At 40.1% G+C, this 17831-nt stretch carries 15 protein-coding genes; 5 read left to right on the forward strand and 10 right to left on the reverse strand.

What is annotated here, in order from left to right:
• Positions 1 to 2 precede the first annotated feature (2 nt).
• On the reverse strand, positions 3 to 1376 hold the full coding sequence (locus ACE01U_RS00760; protein ID WP_086209584.1) for a diaminobutyrate--2-oxoglutarate transaminase: 1374 nt from the start codon (positions 1374 to 1376) through the stop codon (positions 3 to 5).
• Between the two features lie 473 nt (positions 1377 to 1849).
• On the opposite strand from ACE01U_RS00760, the gene ACE01U_RS00765 reads away from it, so the two are divergent.
• The gene (locus ACE01U_RS00765; protein ID WP_086209585.1) at positions 1850 to 2554 is read left to right on the forward strand and encodes an SIMPL domain-containing protein; all 705 of its coding nucleotides are present in this window, start codon (positions 1850 to 1852) and stop codon (positions 2552 to 2554) included.
• 208 nt (positions 2555 to 2762) lie between these two features.
• The gene (locus ACE01U_RS00770; protein WP_395553047.1) at positions 2763 to 3359 is read left to right on the forward strand and encodes a phosphatase PAP2 family protein; all 597 of its coding nucleotides are present in this window, start codon (positions 2763 to 2765) and stop codon (positions 3357 to 3359) included.
• A 57-nt stretch (positions 3360 to 3416) separates the two neighbouring features.
• Here the strand turns inward: ACE01U_RS00770 and proB are convergent, their stop codons facing one another.
• The 3 genes from proB to ACE01U_RS00785 form a co-directional block, all read right to left on the reverse strand.
• Positions 3417 to 4550 (reverse strand): glutamate 5-kinase, encoded by a 1134-nt coding sequence (proB, locus tag ACE01U_RS00775; RefSeq protein WP_005399671.1) that lies wholly within the window; start codon positions 4548 to 4550, stop codon positions 3417 to 3419.
• A 26-nt stretch (positions 4551 to 4576) separates the two neighbouring features.
• Positions 4577 to 5788 (reverse strand): Obg family GTPase CgtA, encoded by a 1212-nt coding sequence (gene cgtA / locus ACE01U_RS00780; RefSeq protein ID WP_395553048.1) that lies wholly within the window; start codon positions 5786 to 5788, stop codon positions 4577 to 4579.
• Positions 5789 to 6087: 299 nt separating this feature from the next.
• Positions 6088 to 6468 (reverse strand): winged helix-turn-helix transcriptional regulator, encoded by a 381-nt coding sequence (locus ACE01U_RS00785; protein ID WP_004693624.1) that lies wholly within the window; start codon positions 6466 to 6468, stop codon positions 6088 to 6090.
• Positions 6469 to 6581: 113 nt separating this feature from the next.
• Between ACE01U_RS00785 and ACE01U_RS00790 the strand changes: the two genes are divergently transcribed.
• Complete coding sequence (locus tag ACE01U_RS00790) at positions 6582 to 7433, forward strand: SDR family oxidoreductase (RefSeq protein ID WP_395553049.1); 852 nt, start codon at positions 6582 to 6584, stop codon at positions 7431 to 7433.
• A gap of 54 nt (positions 7434 to 7487) precedes the next feature.
• Here the strand turns inward: ACE01U_RS00790 and ACE01U_RS00795 are convergent, their stop codons facing one another.
• The 6 genes from ACE01U_RS00795 to uvrB all read right to left on the reverse strand — a co-directional run bounded on the left by ACE01U_RS00795 (position 7488) and on the right by uvrB (position 14761).
• Complete coding sequence (locus ACE01U_RS00795) at positions 7488 to 8168, reverse strand: hypothetical protein (RefSeq protein WP_395553050.1); 681 nt, start codon at positions 8166 to 8168, stop codon at positions 7488 to 7490.
• Between the two features lie 8 nt (positions 8169 to 8176).
• The gene (locus tag ACE01U_RS00800; protein WP_395553051.1) at positions 8177 to 8926 is read right to left on the reverse strand and encodes an MFS transporter; all 750 of its coding nucleotides are present in this window, start codon (positions 8924 to 8926) and stop codon (positions 8177 to 8179) included.
• A 252-nt stretch (positions 8927 to 9178) separates the two neighbouring features.
• Entirely contained in the window at positions 9179 to 10636 is a 1458-nt protein-coding gene (locus ACE01U_RS00805) for a glyceraldehyde-3-phosphate dehydrogenase (RefSeq protein WP_086210867.1), read from the reverse strand.
• A 323-nt stretch (positions 10637 to 10959) separates the two neighbouring features.
• Positions 10960 to 11895, reverse strand: coding sequence for an EamA family transporter RarD (gene rarD / locus ACE01U_RS00810; RefSeq protein ID WP_086210866.1), 936 nt, complete (start codon positions 11893 to 11895; stop codon positions 10960 to 10962).
• Between the two features lie 156 nt (positions 11896 to 12051).
• Positions 12052 to 12636 carry a lipocalin family protein gene (locus tag ACE01U_RS00815; protein ID WP_110975890.1) on the reverse strand — a complete coding sequence of 195 codons (585 nt, stop codon included), beginning with the start codon at positions 12634 to 12636 and terminating at the stop codon, positions 12052 to 12054.
• Between the two features lie 103 nt (positions 12637 to 12739).
• Positions 12740 to 14761: an excinuclease ABC subunit UvrB gene (gene uvrB / locus ACE01U_RS00820; protein WP_395553052.1), complete on the reverse strand. Its 2022-nt coding sequence runs from the start codon at positions 14759 to 14761 to the stop codon at positions 12740 to 12742.
• A 175-nt stretch (positions 14762 to 14936) separates the two neighbouring features.
• Here uvrB and ACE01U_RS00825 point away from each other — a divergent pair, with 175 nt between their 5' ends.
• Positions 14937 to 15728: an A1S_2505 family phage non-structural protein gene (locus tag ACE01U_RS00825; RefSeq protein ID WP_110975889.1), complete on the forward strand. Its 792-nt coding sequence runs from the start codon at positions 14937 to 14939 to the stop codon at positions 15726 to 15728.
• Positions 15729 to 15919: 191 nt separating this feature from the next.
• On the forward strand, positions 15920 to 17362 hold the full coding sequence (locus ACE01U_RS00830) for a sensor domain-containing diguanylate cyclase (protein WP_086210863.1): 1443 nt from the start codon (positions 15920 to 15922) through the stop codon (positions 17360 to 17362).
• Positions 17363 to 17831: the final 469 nt, after the last annotated feature.

The raw sequence follows: 17831 nt of genomic DNA on the forward strand, positions 1-17831 counted from the left end.
GATTACGCGCCTCGAGTTGCAACAAGTGCTTCAGCAATTGCTTTCTTAAAGCGAACAATTACTTCTTCACATTCAGCTTGAGTGATAATAAGTGGGCAAAGTAAACGAATCACTGTACCGTTACGACCGCCTTTTTCTAACAATAACTTGTTGTTAAAGCATGCCGCTTGAATCGCTGCTGCCAGTTGACCATCTGCAGGTAAAGACCCCATATGATCCGCTGGTTTACGCTCATCAACAATTTCAACACCAATCATCAAACCACGGCCACGCACGTTACCGATACATGGGAACTCTTGAGCCAGCTTTTTAAATTCAGCTTGTAAGAAATCACCACGTTCTTGTGCATTCTGCGCAAGGTTTTGTTCTTTGATGGTTTTGATGGTTGCAAGACCAGTACCCATCGCCAATTGGTTACCACGGAAAGTACCCGTGTGACCTGCTGGTTGCCATGCGTCGAACTTACGCTTAATGCCCAGTACAGCAAGCGGTAAGCTACCACCTACAGCTTTAGACATGACAACAACGTCAGGTTCAATACCTGCGTGTTCGAATGCGAACATCTTGCCTGAACGTGCAAAGCCTGCTTGAACTTCGTCAAGAATCAACACGATATTGTGTTTTTCAGTCACTTCGCGGATTTTTTTCAACCATTTAGTTGGCGCTGTTACCACACCACCTTCACCTTGAATTGCTTCAAGAATCACAGCAGCTGGTTTGGTTACACCACTTTCAACGTCTTCGATGAAATTTTCAAAGAAATACGTTAAAGCATCCACACCCGCTTCACCACCTAAACCAAGTGGGCAACGGTATTCATGCGGATACGGCATAAATTGAACACCTGGCATCAAACCATTTACAGCATTTTTAGCAGACAAATTACCTGTCATAGCAAGCGAACCATGTGTCATACCATGGTAGCCACCAGAGAAGCTAATCACTGTACTACGACCCGTATAAGTCTTTGCTAATTTAATTGCTGCTTCCGTGCCATCTGCACCAGATGGACCACAGAACTGTAAACAATACTCTTCTTTACCACCAGGTAATTGCTCAAGTAATGCTTCAGTAAACGCATCTTTTAAAGGTGTCGTTAAATCCAAAGTATGTAATGGTAGACCGCTTGCAAGCGTATCTTGGATACTTTGAATTACCGCAGGATGATTATGGCCCAAAGCCAATGTTCCTGCCCCAGCTAAACAATCGAGGTACTCTGTACCTTCAACATCAGTAACCCAGCAGCCTAATGCTTTGGCTATCGCTAACGGTAATTTCCGTGGATAGCTACGAACATTGGATTCCATCTGACTTTGGCGAGTCAAATAGTATTCGTTAGTAGAATTAGTGGCAGGGTTTACAGAAGAAACGCTCATATCGAATTACCATCTCTGATATGGGTTGAAAGAAATAAGTCGGGTGACTTTTGGTCCTTTGACTCGGCGCTTTATAAAATCTAGTTAGATAGTGTTCAGATACTTCATAACTAGGAGGCGGATGATACAGAAATTTTCAATAAAATAAACAGCTTTTGGATATTATCTGTCATAAATTTACTAAAAAAATAGATCGTCCCAAACCATAGCTTAAATTATCATCTTACAGTGTGACAACGTAAAGAAAACCTGATGATTTTATTTATTTTTAAACTTTGCCAAAAAATAAAATAAAGTTCAGCTTAGATGAAAATTAAGCGATTGAAAAAATTAAATATATCTAGACTTTATTGAAAAATAATGTGTACTCATTTTTACAATCGAACCACAATATTTTCGCAAATTCACCACAAATTGGCTTTAAGCTTTTTATAAATGTTGCAAAACTCCTCGTAAATAAAAAAGGAATAAAAATGCGTCAATTCTTCATCCCAGCCATCGCACTTAGCACTTTATTTAGCTCCGCAGTTTTTGCACAGTCAGATAACCAATTAAACTACAATATTGTCAACGTTCAGGCCGAAGCAACACGCCAAGTTTCCAATGATCTCATGAATGCAACGTTGTACATTGAACGTAGCAATAAGCAACCTGCTGAACTGGCTACTCAAATTACACAGTTGATGAATCAAGCCACTGCTTTAGCACGCAAATACCCAAGTGTAAAAGTCGAAACAGGCTCTCAAAGCACTTACCCAATTTATAATGATGACAACCAAAAGCTAAAAGAATGGCGTGGTCGTGCAGAAATTAATTTAGAAAGCACAGACTTTAAGGCAGCAAGTCAGTTGATTGGTGAGTTACAACAGAACTTCCAAACCCAATCTATTGGTTTTAGTGTATCTGATGCACAACGTAAAAAAGTCGAAAATGAGCTGATTATTGAAGCATCGAAAAACTTCCAACAACGTGCGCAATCTTTAGCACAAGCATGGAACAAATCAGGTTATAACTTAGTGAACTTGAACATTAACACCAGTAACTATTACCCTCGTCCAGTGATGATGCGTGCTGAAAGTGCAAAATTTGCAATGGCTGATGCAGCACCAATGCAAGATGTGGCAGGTGGCGAGTCTAAAATCACCGTAAATACAAATGGTACTGTTCAATTTAAATAAAGAAATAGCGCTCATTCAATTTGAAAAGCGACATTAAACTTAGCTTTTAAATTCAGTGCGCAACGTGATTTTACTTTTAAAGCTGACAGCCAATTCACTCAAGTCCATGCAGCAGATAAAAAAGACTACATTTTTGTGGTCTTTTTTATTTTAACAATATGACAAAATTGTGACACATTTTCGCACTTTATAAATATCACCCTACTTCATGACCCTCTCTGAACTTAATTTATCGCTTTTTTCATGGATTAATGCATCTCCCGAAGCTATCAATACCAATATTCATTTTGCTATTTTCATTGCCAATGACCTGCTCTATTGTATGATTTTACTATTTGCTTGGTTTTGGCTACGTGGTAACTATGACACTAAAAAGCAGATATTGAAGGCATTTATCTTTACCAGTATCGCCATTTTGATCAGCCAATGTATTTCGCATGTGTATTATCACCCACGGCCTTTTGTCATGGATGTTGGACGCACTCTCATTTACCATGCACCTAATGGTTCATTCCCGAGTGACCATATGCTGATTTTTAGCAGTATTGCCTTTTCTTATCTATTCTCTGCGCAGCGCAAACTGGGAGTTTTTCTCTTGATCGTGGCTTGGCTGGTGGCATGGTCACGTGTCTATCTCGGTGTGCACTTCCCTTTAGATATGCTCGGCGCTTTTCTATTGGCTTTTGCCTTAAACTTCTTTGGTTTAAAGCTTTGGAATCTCTATAAAGAGAAAATCATGCAATGGGCACTCACCATTCACTTTTACTTATTTAAGCCACTGATTCAAAAAGGCTATATCAAATAACTTTCTCTTTAAAACAAAAAATCCCGCTCGAGAGCAGGATTTTTTCATACGTTTTATTCAGTAAATTGCCATGTGGTTACGATGAATCATCTCAAGTGACCGTGCTTCACCTAGGACTTGATGAACTTTATCTGACGCCAAGCCCTTGACCAACTCCGCAGAACGCGAACTAAAGTTGACACGTCCGACTGCAACGCGACCGCCTTGAATATCAACACATTCAACCACGTCACCGCGCTCAAAATGCCCTTCCACAGCTTTCACGCCAACTGGAAGTAAACTACGATGATTATCTTTAATGGCCTTAACCGCACCATCATCCAACACCAAACGACCTGCTGTTTGTAAGTGAGCCGCTAACCATTGTTGATGAGCAGTAATGCGGTCATTGTCAGTAATAAACAATGTCCCAAGCATTTCACCATCCATCAAACGTGCAAGCACATTATCACTTTCACCACTGGCAATCAGCGTTGGACAGCCAGACTTCGCAGCCAAGCGTGCAGCACGGACTTTGGTCAACATGCCGCCACGACCAAACTTACCGCCACCGCCAGCCATATCAAACAAGCTTTCATCTAAAGCACGCACGGTATGGAACAGTTTCGCATCTGGGTTTGAACGTGGGTCTGAGTCAAACATACCCTGCTGATCAGTCAAAATAATTAACAAATCAGCATGCACTTGACCTGCAACCATCGCGGCCAGCGTGTCATTGTCACCAAAGCGAATTTCATCGGTCGAAACCGTGTCATTTTCATTGATCACAGGGATCACATGCCATTCAATCAAGTTCTGTAAAGCGTCACATGAGTTCAAATAACGACGACGGTCTGCCAAGTCATCATGGGTCAACAACACTTGTGCAGTCTGAATGTGATGTTTTTCAAGCACACTCGACCATGTATGAATCAGGCCCATCTGACCAATGGCAGCACACGCCTGAAGACTGGGTAGATCGGTGGGTCGGCTGTCTAGCTTCATACGAACCATACCTTCAGCCACAGCTCCTGATGACACCAGAATAATCTCATGTCCTGCATTGTGTAGATCTGCAATTTGTTTCGCCCAATGCGAAATTGCATCTATATCTAAACCTTGCCCATTTGCTGTGAGTAAAGATGATCCGATTTTAACAACGATTCGTTTACAAGCTTCGAGCTTACGTTGCCCATCTACCACTTCTATCATCTTGTCCTCAGTTACTCATTATGAGCTTAACGTACGTAGTACACTTCCATTTCGCCATCATCTTCATCATCGTCTTCATCATCACCCAACAAGCCTGCAAGACGTTGTTGGCGACGCATTTCACGATACGCTTCTTTAGCGGCAATCGTTTGTTCGCGTGTTTCAGCTTCAAGCTGCTCACGGAATGCTTTCACTTCTGCTGCATAATCAGGATCCTCAAGCTCACGTTCACGTTGTTGCTCAATTTGATCCATCAGGTAATACACAACTGGTTTTGTCCCTTCAGACATCAAACCTGAAGTTTTAAATACAGGACCATCCCACTGCATTTCATCTAAGATATGCTGACACCATTCATCACGCGTATCGTCTGCCAGTTGGTCAACTTTGTTTAATACTAGAACGATCGGTAACTTTGAAAGTGTCGGAGAGAATTTCTCTAACTCCGCCAAGATCGCTTTTGCATTGTATGCAGGATCAGAACCATCAATCGGCTGAACATCGACAATGTGAAGCAGAATACGCGTACGCGCCAAGTGCTTTAAGAAACGAATACCTAGACCCGCACCTTCTGATGCACCTTCGATCAAGCCAGGAATATCCGCCATAACAAATGAACGGTGACTGTCTGCATCGACCACACCAAGGTTTGGAATCATCGTAGTAAACGGATAGTCTGCAACCTTAGGTTTTGCTGCTGATACGGCACGAATAAAAGTCGATTTACCTGCATTTGGCATACCCAGCAAGCCGACATCTGCCAGTACTTTTAGTTCTAAGCGAATTTCACGGAATTCGCCTTTAAAACCATGGGTACACTTACGCGGCGAACGGTTCGTCGATGATTTAAAGTGAGTATTACCCAAACCACCATCACCACCCGCTGCAACAAGCACACGCTGACCACTTGCAACCAAGTCGCCAATAATATCACCTGAGTCAGTGTCAACAATGGTTGTACCTACAGGAACCTTTAATACAGTGTCTTCACCGCCACGGCCAGCGCAGTTTGCACCACGACCATTTTTAGCTCGCTCCGCACGGAAGCGGCGCGTATAACGGAAGTCTACAAGGGTACTGGTATTATCATCAGCTTCGATAAATACGCTACCACCACGACCACCATCACCACCATCTGGACCACCAAAAGGTACGAATTTTTCACGGCGAAAACTGGCTACGCCATTGCCACCGTCGCCAGCCTCTACGGTAATGACTGCTTCATCAACAAAGCGCATGCTGCCAATCCTCTAAATACTTTAAAACCGCATATTCTGCCATATTTTACAAAATTTCTCGAATAGAATTATTGAGCGAAACATGAAATTTAGTGACAAATCACTTAAAAACGTGCATTTAGCTCTTTTTCTCTTGATTTTCTTCAGTTTTGTACCTGAAAACAATCAACCTAATCCCATGCTCAACTTACATAAATTAAGCAGCATATACTCCGTTACAAGCAAATCTATGACTTTTTGTGAAACCTATAACTCACTTAATTCAAACCATTTATTCTGCTTATTTTGTTGTTAAGCCATTATTTTAAAGCTGAGACTCGCTCTTTATTTTCCAAGATCTCAGGCAAACTTTTTTCAATCCATCCAATTAGATACATGGTTTTTTCGGCCGCTTGAGAGCCCAGTATCGTCAATTGATACTCAACTTTAGGTGGAACTACAGGATAAACTGTCCGTAAAATAAAACCATCTTGCTCAAGTGTTTTAAGGGTTTGAGAAAGCATTTTCTCACTCACCCCTTCTATACGCTGTCTCAATTCACTAAAACGGTGTACACCATCACTCAAACAACGCAACACCAGTACTGACCATTTGCTCGTAAGATGTTCCAATATGTCACGAGATGGGCACTCAGTGGATAAAACTTGACCTAATAGTTTGCTTGTTGCATAGGTGTGCATCATTTCTCTCCATTTGGTTTATCACTTACTTTTTGGTACGTACTTTCATTTAGTAAGTTATCAGATTAAGATAAAACCATCAAGTACAGAAAACAACCAATATAGGGTGACTTATGAAAATTGCAATCACAGGTGCAACAGGCCAATTGGGTTCTATTGTGATAGAAAAACTTTTACTACAAACTGAGGCCAACAACATTGTTGCGCTTGTGCGAAACCCAGCCAATGCGACACATCTCACAGCACAAAATATTGAAGTACGTGAGTTTGACTATGACCGACCTGAAACTTTAGTCCCTGCTTTATCAGGTATAGATAAATTATTACTCATTTCTGCAAATGAAGTCGGTCGCCGTACACCTCAGCACAAGGCAGTGATTGATGCTGCAAAAGTGGCCGGTGTTCCTTATCTTGCTTATACTAGCTTACTACGTGCAGATACATCCCCACTCGGCTTAGCCCAAGAACACCGTGAAACTGAAAAACTGATTCAAGATAGTGGACTACGCTACACCTTCTTAAGAAATAACTGGTATAGCGAAAACTACCTTGCAGGTGTTGCTCACACCATTGAAATTGGGACGCTTTTTGGAGCAGCTCAAGATGGTCGCATTAGCTCGGCATCACGCATAGATTATGCTGAAGCTGCAGCGAAAGTCTTAACGTCAACTGGCCATGATAATCAAACCTATGAACTAGCAGGTTCACAAAGCTTTAGCCTCTCAGAGCTTGCAACATTGATTGGTCAAGCAGCGAGTAAAACCATTAATTATCAAAACCTAAGTGCGGAAGAATACACTCAAGGCCTAACTCAGGCGGGCTTACCTGCTGGCTTAGTTGAGGTCATCGTTGATGCAGACATTCAAACCATACAAGGTGCAATGTATAGTGACAGTCAAGACCTAGAACAATTGATTGGACGTAAAACTACGAACATTCAAGATGCGATCAAAGCTGCACTTTAAGCCACCCTTTTGATTTTCACATGAAAACACCACCAATGATTGGTGGTATTTTCTTTATGGATGAATATTCTTCACAGGTAGTGTCATATTCATCTCCAAGTTCGCTGTCGTACTCCGCTCCGTGTTATACATAGTGGCATTGAAGCTTGCTATTTTTCGCATAGTCATTGGATCATTCAAATTAAGCTGTGGCGCAAACTGATGCAACACATGCAGTCGTACTTGCTCATTGAACTCAAAATAAACCAAGCCATTAAACATAATTTTGATCGGAATCTGATAGTCTCGCTTTAAATGAAATGGCACAGCCAGTTTAATCGGAATATCCAAAGTGAGTGGAAACTTAGGCAACAGTTTATTCTGATAAATTAAATCCGTATTGGTCTCCAACGGCATGTTTTGATCAATAAGCACCTCGGTTTGATAATCAACCGATACAGAAACAGGTACTTCTACTTCGAACTCCAAATTTGCCAAATATTTTCCATGTAAAGGCAAATTAATTTTTTGATCAATTTTCAGTTGCGTATCTAAAGTTCCAACAGATTGAGTTTCTAAATAATTACCGACTTGTATTTTTGTCGGTAAAGAGTCTGACAGTTGAATTTGTGCTTCATTTGCAGACACTTGCATACTGGCTTGAATATTCAGGTACAACCAAAACAGCGCACCCACCAAAATGACAACACACACAAAACTCAAGACAAGCCGCTTCGCGGACTGGAATATCCACATACTCCCTCCTATGGCTTCACGTGTTCTTGAGATAGAGGTTTTTCACGCAAGAATTGCAAACTGTTGAGTGGAATCTTCAACTCCCCCTGCTTAATTTGAATTGGCAATGTATTTTGCACATCCACCGAAGCTTTCAATGCCGTTTTAATAGGAACGTTTAAATGTCCCTGTATGGGAATATTGGTCTTAACCACTGTATTTACTGGAATATGTAGATTTTCTTTCAGTACAGTTTTTACAGGTGCATCAAATTTAAGGTGTACTTGCTGTTCCAGTGGCACATCAATATGAATTGGAACATCCAACTGAATAGGAATATTACCTTTTAAAGGCAAAGTTACATCTCGTCCCATGACTTTTACCTGCACCTTGGTATCCACAGGCATACTCTGATTAATTTTCAAGATTTCACGCACTGGAATGCTGGTTTTGATCGGGACTTGATTATCAAAATACACACGTGGTGTCAGAGTTTGGGTCAGTGGAATATTCAGGTTTTCTCGGATCGGAATTTCAGCATTCACACGCCCTGTCACATCCACATCTAAAGCGTCATGAATTTTGACCTCAGCTTGTAAAGGCTCTTGTAGATCAATACTGACTTTTTGATTTTCTAAGGGAATATAGATATTAAAGTGTTTAAACATCCAAATAGCGATAAGTACACCACACATGGTTGCTAACACAATAAATACCAATCCACTGAGTAGGTGTTTCACTTGCAAAGTCAAATTCCTTTTTTTATTTTGATTCTTCATCTGACAAGCCTAATCCTTTTGTCAGCCCAGTCTGTTTACAGGTCATCCCAACCTGACTCGATAAATATATAAATGTCTATTTCGATAAAAACGTTCCAATTATTCTAAGTAAATAAGTCAGAATTAAGCATTGGCAACTCTTACCATGAAATTCAATACTTATGCCAATCCTGACATATATGTACAAACTTTATAAATCAGCAAGTAAAAAAAAGAGCCTCATATGAGGCTCTTTTTGATCACTACTACAAATTATGCATTTGTTTCAGTAGGAATTTTAGGATAGCTTACGCCACCCATTTGCTCTGCAATACGTAATACTTGGCAGCTATAACCTACTTCGTTATCGTACCAAACATACGCAGTTAAACGGTTGCCCGAAGTAATGGTTGCTTGCGCATCAAATACACCAGCAGTACGCGAACCGATAAAGTCAGATGATACAACTTCAGTCGAGTTGGTATAACCGATCTGACCTTGAAGGCTTGAGCTGATTGAAATTTTACGAATGTATTCGTTCACTTCATCACGATCCACTTCTTTATCTAAAGTTAAATTTAGAATCGCAAGTGAAACATTTGGTGTTGGAACACGTACAGAGTTACCTGTCAGTTTACCTTGAAGTGCTGGAAGTGCTTTAGCAACTGCTTTAGCCGCACCAGTTTCAGTAATTACCATGTTCAATGTTGCAGCACGACCACGGCGGTCTGCTTTATGGTAGTTATCAATTAAGTTCTGGTCATTTGTGAATGAGTGAACTGTTTCAACGTGACCATTCAACACTGTGTATTTGTCATGTAGTACTTTAAGTGTTGGTGTAATCGCGTTTGTAGTACAACTTGCAGCTGAGATGATTTTGTCTTCATCAAGAATGTCTGCTTGGTTCACACCAAATACCACGTTCTTCATGTCACCTTTACCAGGTGCAGTTAGAATTACACGTGCAGCACCTGGACATTTAAGGTGTTGAGCAAGACCTTCTGCATCACGCCATTTACCCGTGTTGTCAATCACAAGCGCATTGCTGATGCCATAATCAGTGTAGTCAACTTCAGATGGGTTAGAGGCATAAATCACTTTGATGAATTGACCATTTGCAATAATTGCTTCGTTTTCTTCATCAACAGAAATCGTACCAGAGAAAGGACCATGGATTGAGTCACGGCGTAATAAAGACGCACGTTTTTCTAAATCACCATCAGAAGACTTACGAACCACAATCGCTTTTAAGTTCAAGCCACGTCCAAGGCCAGACTGACCAATCATTAAACGCGCAAGAATACGACCAATACGACCAAAACCGTAAAGTACAACGTCACGGCCTTCTACAGAAGTTGGGCGACCTTCTACAGACTTAACTGCTGCTGCAACAAATGCATCAACATCGCCACCTTGCTCTTTGAAAGCAACAGCTAATTTGCCTAGATCAATTTCAGCAGTACCAATATTTTCAATTTTAGCGAGCGCTTCAAGAATGGGGAATGTATGCACAACTGAAAGCTCAACGTCCATCATACGTGTGAAACGGTGTGCTTTTAAAATTTGAATTACTGAACGGTTAACTAAAGAACGTCCAAACACTGAAACTACAATATTTTTTTCACGGTAAAGCTGACCGATCAAAGCGATCATTTGTTCTGCGATTTCTTCACGGTTTTTCCAGCGACCTTGGTGTTCTGCGTGTAGGGCGATGATAGTCTCTTTGCTCACAGATACGTCCTCTAATTAATTTAATCTAAGCATAAATTTCAAAACCCAACAATTGTAAAGGATTTAGTGCCAAGTTTGAATCGAAAGCTGTAAATGCATGATGTTTTTTATCGTATATTCATTATTAATTTCAGAAATGATTGAATTTAGTTCAATGATTTTTCAGTATAAAAATCTAAAACTAATTTTTTTAAATAAAAAATAAACAGTTACACAAATGATGTTTTATCAAACAGTCAACTATTCTTAAAGAGCAATAGACAAATAAGAGACTTAGTCATCGTCCAAATTCCAGCACAATAGCAACATCAAACATGATCAGATCAGTCTGGATGCTGCTGTTTTTCAAAATGCTCAATATTTCGCTCAAGTTGTTTTTTATTTTGCTGTTGTTTATATAAATGCAGAGTACCTTCAATAATCAGCAACAAAACAGCAAACCAGATAGGAATATAGGTGAACCACTCACCCGCCTCAACACGCTCACCCATCGTAATGGATGCACCAGCTAACAGCACTGGTTCTAAATAACTCAGCAAACCAAAAATCACAAAAGGTAAATAACGACTTGCTAAAATATAACTTCCCAAGCCCATCGCACTTAGAAAACCTAAACCAATGACAGCAAGAATAAGATGCGGAAACTGCTGCATCAACATTAAACTATCACTCTGTACAAATCCTAAATAAAATGCGACAGGGAGAATTAAACACAGATCCCACCAGAAGCCCCCCAAATGATCTGTTTTACAAACACGGCGCAAGAAGAAATACAAAGGATAAGCCACAGCAACATAGACTGTTTCCCATGCCATACTGCCAATACGCCAAATTTCATGCCCAACCCCAAGCACAGCAAAAGCGACCGCAACCATTTGCCAGCGGGATAGCTTTTCCTTGTAAAGGATGCAACCAACCAATACCATGACCAAAGGCAGTAAAAAATAGCCGAGTGACACTTGTAAGCCACGACCATTCATCGGCCCCCATAAAAACAGCCATAGTTGGGTTGTACATAAAAACGAACTGAATAATAACCATGCAATCATCCATGGTTGTTTAAAAATACGCTTAAATAATTCGATGATCAGTTTTAAATCACCACTCCACCACATAAATGCCGTTAAAAAAGGAAGTGTGGCAAACATACGCCAAGCAAAGGTTTGCTCACTATCTAAAGGTTTTAGAAAAAAGGTATAAAAATATAACACCCCAAAAGTGACGGATGCTAAAACTGATAATGCAACACCTTTATACATCCTTCACTCCATATACATTGTGGGCAACTTTAAATTCGACCAATTATAAAGCTTTCATCCAAATAAAGCTTTATTATTCAAGTTTTAATAGGCTTAAAATAATGCCTAGAAGTAAAAAAGCCATGCTTCCGCATGGCTTAGACAATACTATCAATTTTACTTTAGCAGCTGTTTGGTATGGATTAAATCATTTAAGTCATAGCCTACCGACTTAGCATATTCCAAGTATTCATTAATAACTTTAGGATCTGCTTGCGGTGTACGAGAAAGCACCCACATATATTTGCGACGTGGCTCACCTACAAGCACTGTTTGATAGTCATCATCAATTTTTAAAATCCAATAATCCCCACGCGCCACAGGCAACCACCGCACAGCCTCAGGTAAAAAACTCACTTTCAACTTACTGTTAAAAGGTGGGTTTTGTACAAATGCCTCACCTATCGACTGCATCAGCTTGCCATCTTGAGCATAACAGCGGTTATCGACACTGACATTGCCATTTTCATTGAGCGTATAAGTCGCTGAAACATTAGTTCCACATTTATTTTGGAAGTACATAGGCTTACGCGCTATTTCATACCATACTCCCAAATAACGATCCAATTCGATCTTATCCACCACGGCTAAAGGCTTACTTTGAGCATAAGCCATGGTTGCCATACCTAAGCCCACCAGAACAGCACCACCTACAGCAATTTTGGCAAGGGTAAAACCCGCCTTGGGAAGATTTGCAGACATAAACTGTACCTTTAATATTTCAGAATTTATGATCTAAAAATAAACATCTCTTTAAAAAATAATGCTTTCTGCCCAAATTACTGTAGCGTTATGTAAATATAGACTAAGCCAAAAGCTGAGATTTTAAACGCAAAATTTCATCGCGTAGTCGCGCAGCTTGCTCAAACTGTAACTCTTTAGAGGCTTTGAGCATTTCTTTTTCCAACTTGCTTAAGTGTTTCGCAAGCAGTTTTGGATCAGACAATAAATGCTGTTCGTCTGCACTGAATGTCTGATGTTGATCGGCAATATTGCTCTCAACTTGCTCATCCGTCAGTACTTCACCTGTATCAATATCCTTTTTATTTTGTCGAATGGTACTACGTGGAATAATGCCATGCAGTTCATTAAACGCCATTTGCTTTTGACGACGACGTTCCGTTTCATCAATGGCTTTTTGCATAGAGTCGGTGATACGGTCTGCGTATAAAATAGCCTTACCTTTTACATTACGGGCTGCCCGACCAATAGTTTGAATCAAAGACCGTTCAGAACGTAAAAAGCCTTCTTTATCAGCATCTAAGATAGCGACCAAAGAGACTTCTGGCATGTCCAAGCCTTCACGTAGTAAGTTAATCCCGACAAGCACATCGTAGACACCTGAACGTAAGTCATGAATGATTTTCACTCGCTCAACAGTGTCAATATCTGAGTGTAGATAAGCCACCTTCACTCCATATTCTTTCAAATACGAGCTTAGATCCTCTGCCATACGTTTGGTTAAAGTCGTCACTAACACACGCTCATCGAGATCTTTACGGATATTGATCTCAGACAACACATCATCCACTTGAGTCAGTACTGGACGCACTTCAATTTCGGGGTCAATCAGACCTGTAGGACGAACCACCTGTTCAGCCACCTGTTCGGCTTTTTCAAGCTCGTATTTGGCTGGTGTTGCACTGACATAAATCGTTGCTGGGGTAATCCGTTCCCACTCTTCAAACTGCATTGGGCGGTTATCTAAAGCACTAGGAAGACGGAAACCATAATTCACCAAGTTTTCTTTACGCGAACGGTCACCTTTATACATCGCGCCAATTTGCGGTACAGTCACATGCGACTCATCAATAATCAGTAAGGCATCATCAGGGACATAATCGAACAAAGTTGGTGGTGCTTCACCCGCAGGCCGACCAGATAAATGACGTGAATAGTTTTCAATACCGTTGGTATAGCCCAACTGCTGCATCATTTCCAAGTCATAGCGGGTGCGTTGCTCAATTCGCTGTGCTTCAAGCAATTTGTCATGGGCACGAAAGAAACCTAAACGCTCTTTTAATTCTTCACGAATCGTGCCGATGGCACGTTCCAAATTATCTTTTGGTGTTACATAGTGGCTTTTTGGATAAATAGTTACACGCGGAACTTTCCGCACCAGTTTGCCTGTTAGCGGGTCAAACCAACGAATCGAATCGACTTCGTCATCAAACAACTCAATCCGAATTGCATGTTGATCTGATTCGGCAGGGAAAATATCAATAATTTCACCGCGGATACGATAAGTACCACGTAAAAACTCAAGTTCATTGCGGCTATATTGCATTTCCACCAAACGACGGATGATATCATCACGTGCAATACGATCACCCTGCACAATATGTAGCAACATGCTCATATAGGCATTGGGGTCACCCAAACCATAAATAGCAGAAACTGAAGCAACAATAATTGCATCGCGACGTTCTAAGAGAGAACGTGTTGCAGATAAACGCATTTGGTCAATATGGTCATTGATCGCTGAATCTTTTTCAATAAATGTATCTGAAGATGGCACATAAGCTTCGGGTTGATAGTAATCATAATAACTAACAAAATATTCGACAGCATTGTTCGGAAAGAAAGATTTGAACTCACCATAAAGCTGTGCAGCTAAGGTTTTATTATGTGCCATAACAATAGTCGGACGTTGCGTCCGCACAATCACGTTGGCCATGGTATAGGTTTTACCTGAACCCGTAACTCCAAGTAATAACTGGTCGTGATAGCCCTTTTCTATTCCAGCAACAAGCTTTTCAATGGCTTGCGGCTGATCACCTGCGGGTTGGTAATTGGTGACTAAATCAAAAGGTTGTTTCTCACTCACAGACATATCCCAAGATTTGCTTCTTCAACCAACTATTTTAACAGATTCAATCCCGAGCAAATCTTGCTTTTAAATTTTTAATGTAATTTACTGAAAATATTACAAAGATTTTTCACTTGACCCTCCTCAGTTTCAAGGGCAACATGAAGTGAAGAAGAGCGAAAAATCAGAGCCTATGACTTACCAATATCATGACGAAAGCATCGTCAAAAACTTAGATGAACAGACTGTATTTGTTTTTGGTAGTAACATGGCAGGCCAACATGCAGATGGTGCTGCACGTACCGCACTCGAACATTTTGGGGCGATGAAAGGTGTTGGACGTGGTTGGTCGGGGCAAAGTTATGCCATTCCTACCATGAACGAACACTTACAACAAATGCCGCTCTCACAAATTCAACACTATATTGATGATTTTAAAATCTATACCAAGAATCATCCGAAAATGACTTATTTTCTCACCTCTATCGGCTGTGGTATTGCAGGTTATAAAGTCGAAGAAATTGCTCCCATGTTTAAAGGCATTTCGCATAACGTTATCTTTCCTGCATCATTTCGCCCATTTGTAGAAAGAACACTGCCTCGTCTAAACAAAAAGTTTTTGCATACCATTTTTAACGATGCTGTGATTTTCAGTACCCAAAATGACGACATGCTGGTTCAGCATCTGGCTCTAACTGATAATGAAAAAAGCTTAGCCAAAATTATTCTAAATACTCGGATGTATCCAACGGACAGTAATGGACGTGATCGTGCTTTTGAAATTGAAGATATTTTGCATGTTCTGTCTGGCAAAATATTTGATTTTGAATCAAATGCAGAAGGTTCCATGCTCTTTGGCGGTGTCATTTTAGCGTTGCTTGAACTTTATAATATTAATGAACAAGACTTTATCGAAGTATGGCAAGGCACCCGAGAAATATCACCGCCTAAACCTGAACACCGTGCACGTAAAACGACACGCTAAATACAAGAATATATTTATTGCAGATTGGAGTCTTGATTGGAGCTATCATAGCTTAACAAGAATTCAATCTAGCAAATTTAATGCCAACTAAATCACAAAATGAATTATAAATCTTTTATTTACCTCACGATTTCAAAAAGAAAAAATAGACTCTATACTACGCTCACTTAAAAATAATTAAGAGCAAAAAAATGGAGATTCTGGATTCTTCAGTTTTCGATTTGTCCCCAATAGCAATGTGGTTAGAAGATTTTAGTGAAGTAAAGCAGCAATTTGAAATCTGGCGACAGCAAGGTGTTGAGAATCTACAAGAGTTTTTACAAGAGGACGAAGCTCGTGTTTTCCTTTGTGCACGTAAAATTAAAATTTTAAAAGTAAATCCCAAAACACTGGAACTATTTGAAGCAGATAATCTGGAGCATCTGCAACAGAATCTAGATCTTGTTTTCAAACAAGACATGGCCAAAACGCATATTCAAGAGCTATCGAGTCTATGGAATGGTCATAATGAATTCATCAGCACAACAGTGAATTACACAATTAAAGGTACCCGATTAGATATTCAGTTACGTGGTACTGTTATACCAGGCTATGAACATGATCTATCTCGTTTACTCATCACCACAGAAGACATCACCTCATATAAAACAGCCTGTCGATTAGAAGAAAAAAACCGACAGTTAGCCGAATCACGTTTTCATTTCTCACCAACCTCACTCTGGGTTGAAGATTTTAGCCGTATCAAAGCGCGGTTAGACCAAGTCCGTCATTTAGGTATAGATGACTTTAAAACCTTTTTAGATGTGCATCATGATTTTATTATGCAGTGTATTCAAGACATTATTATTATTGATGTCAACCAAGCAACCTTAGATTTGTTTGGTGCTGCGGATAAGAATACTTTGCTGAAAAATACTCATAAAATTTTTGCTAAAGAAATGGTGCAAACCTTTAGAGAGCAGTTAATTGAATTATGGAATGGCAATATTCACCATCAGCGTGAAGCCGTAAATTATGCTCTTGATGGCAGTATCCGCCATGTTTTACTGCAATTTACCGTATTCCCAGATTATCGAGATGACTGGAGTATGGTACAAGTTGCTTTGACCGATATAACTGCACGCAAAAAGGCGGAGAACTATTTAGAATACCTAGGCAGACATGATGTTTTAACTAAACTCTACAATCGCTCTTTCTACACTGAAGAAGTGAATCGTTTAGAACGTAGTCCCATCCGACCTGTATCATGTATTTTTCTCGATATGAATGGTCTAAAAGAAGCGAATGATAACTTTGGACATGATGTAGGCGATGGTTTATTACGTCGTGTAGGAAGTATTTTAAATCAGCTTATACAAAACACGCTTTATTCTGCATCCCGTATTGGTGGGGATGAATTGGTGATTCTAATGTCAGGTGCTGATGAAGCTGCTCTACATAACTGCCTACATAGTTTGCATGAACTTATTCATGTCGATAATCAATTCTATTCTAGCCAACCGATTAGTCTGTCTATCGGATCTGCTACCGTCAGAGAGAATGAACGGATTGAGGATATGTTGAAACGCGCAGATCAGCTGATGTACCAACAGAAGAATCAATACTATGCAGACAATGAACGTCGCGCACGTTAATTTTAATCCACACAACTCTTAAAAAATCTTTGTTTCTCATACATTCCCTAAGCCTCATGTAGGAGTTTAAAATCAAACTCCTACATTTTTGATTCACTCGCGTGAAAATGTATAAAAATAATTTTAATCTCCTCACTTAACGCATACTCTTTCAGACCCAATACCCTTGCCATGCACCACCTTGATGCTCCCCCCATTCTATTCGATTCTAAATGTACAAAAATGGGCATGTTTTCTTTCACTTGCACCAAATACGCTCAAAACACGATGAGATACATACAGTTAGACCAGAAATACTCCCCCCGACTAACAGCCCCTACCCGCCAAATCAAATGCATATATTCACCGTAAACCTATAAGTAGCCTACTACAGTAAAAATAAGATTTTGAATTTCTATCCTTGGTTTTACATTTGGCATCTATATTGCTATTCGAGGACGCTCGAATCACAATAAAATCTGGGAAATGA

It is taken from the genome of Acinetobacter halobius, from assembly GCF_044130335.1.
Lineage (GTDB): Bacteria > Pseudomonadota > Gammaproteobacteria > Pseudomonadales > Moraxellaceae > Acinetobacter.

Excerpts from the sequence above, each read along its gene's own strand:
- ACE01U_RS00760 (WP_086209584.1), bottom strand. The coding sequence starts at position 1,376 with ATGAGCGTTTCTTCTGTAAACCCTGCCACTAATTCTACTAACGAATAC.
- ACE01U_RS00765 (WP_086209585.1), top strand. The coding sequence starts at position 1,850 with ATGCGTCAATTCTTCATCCCAGCCATCGCACTTAGCACTTTATTTAGC.
- ACE01U_RS00770 (WP_395553047.1), top strand. The coding sequence starts at position 2,763 with ATGACCCTCTCTGAACTTAATTTATCGCTTTTTTCATGGATTAATGCA.
- proB (WP_005399671.1), bottom strand. The coding sequence starts at position 4,550 with ATGATAGAAGTGGTAGATGGGCAACGTAAGCTCGAAGCTTGTAAACGA.
- cgtA (WP_395553048.1), bottom strand. The coding sequence starts at position 5,788 with ATGCGCTTTGTTGATGAAGCAGTCATTACCGTAGAGGCTGGCGACGGT.
- ACE01U_RS00785 (WP_004693624.1), bottom strand. The coding sequence starts at position 6,468 with ATGCACACCTATGCAACAAGCAAACTATTAGGTCAAGTTTTATCCACT.
- ACE01U_RS00790 (WP_395553049.1), top strand. The coding sequence starts at position 6,582 with ATGAAAATTGCAATCACAGGTGCAACAGGCCAATTGGGTTCTATTGTG.
- ACE01U_RS00795 (WP_395553050.1), bottom strand. The coding sequence starts at position 8,168 with ATGTGGATATTCCAGTCCGCGAAGCGGCTTGTCTTGAGTTTTGTGTGT.
- ACE01U_RS00800 (WP_395553051.1), bottom strand. The coding sequence starts at position 8,926 with ATGAAGAATCAAAATAAAAAAAGGAATTTGACTTTGCAAGTGAAACAC.
- rarD (WP_086210866.1), bottom strand. The coding sequence starts at position 11,895 with ATGTATAAAGGTGTTGCATTATCAGTTTTAGCATCCGTCACTTTTGGG.
- ACE01U_RS00815 (WP_110975890.1), bottom strand. The coding sequence starts at position 12,636 with ATGTCTGCAAATCTTCCCAAGGCGGGTTTTACCCTTGCCAAAATTGCT.
- ACE01U_RS00825 (WP_110975889.1), top strand. The coding sequence starts at position 14,937 with ATGACTTACCAATATCATGACGAAAGCATCGTCAAAAACTTAGATGAA.
- ACE01U_RS00830 (WP_086210863.1), top strand. The coding sequence starts at position 15,920 with ATGGAGATTCTGGATTCTTCAGTTTTCGATTTGTCCCCAATAGCAATG.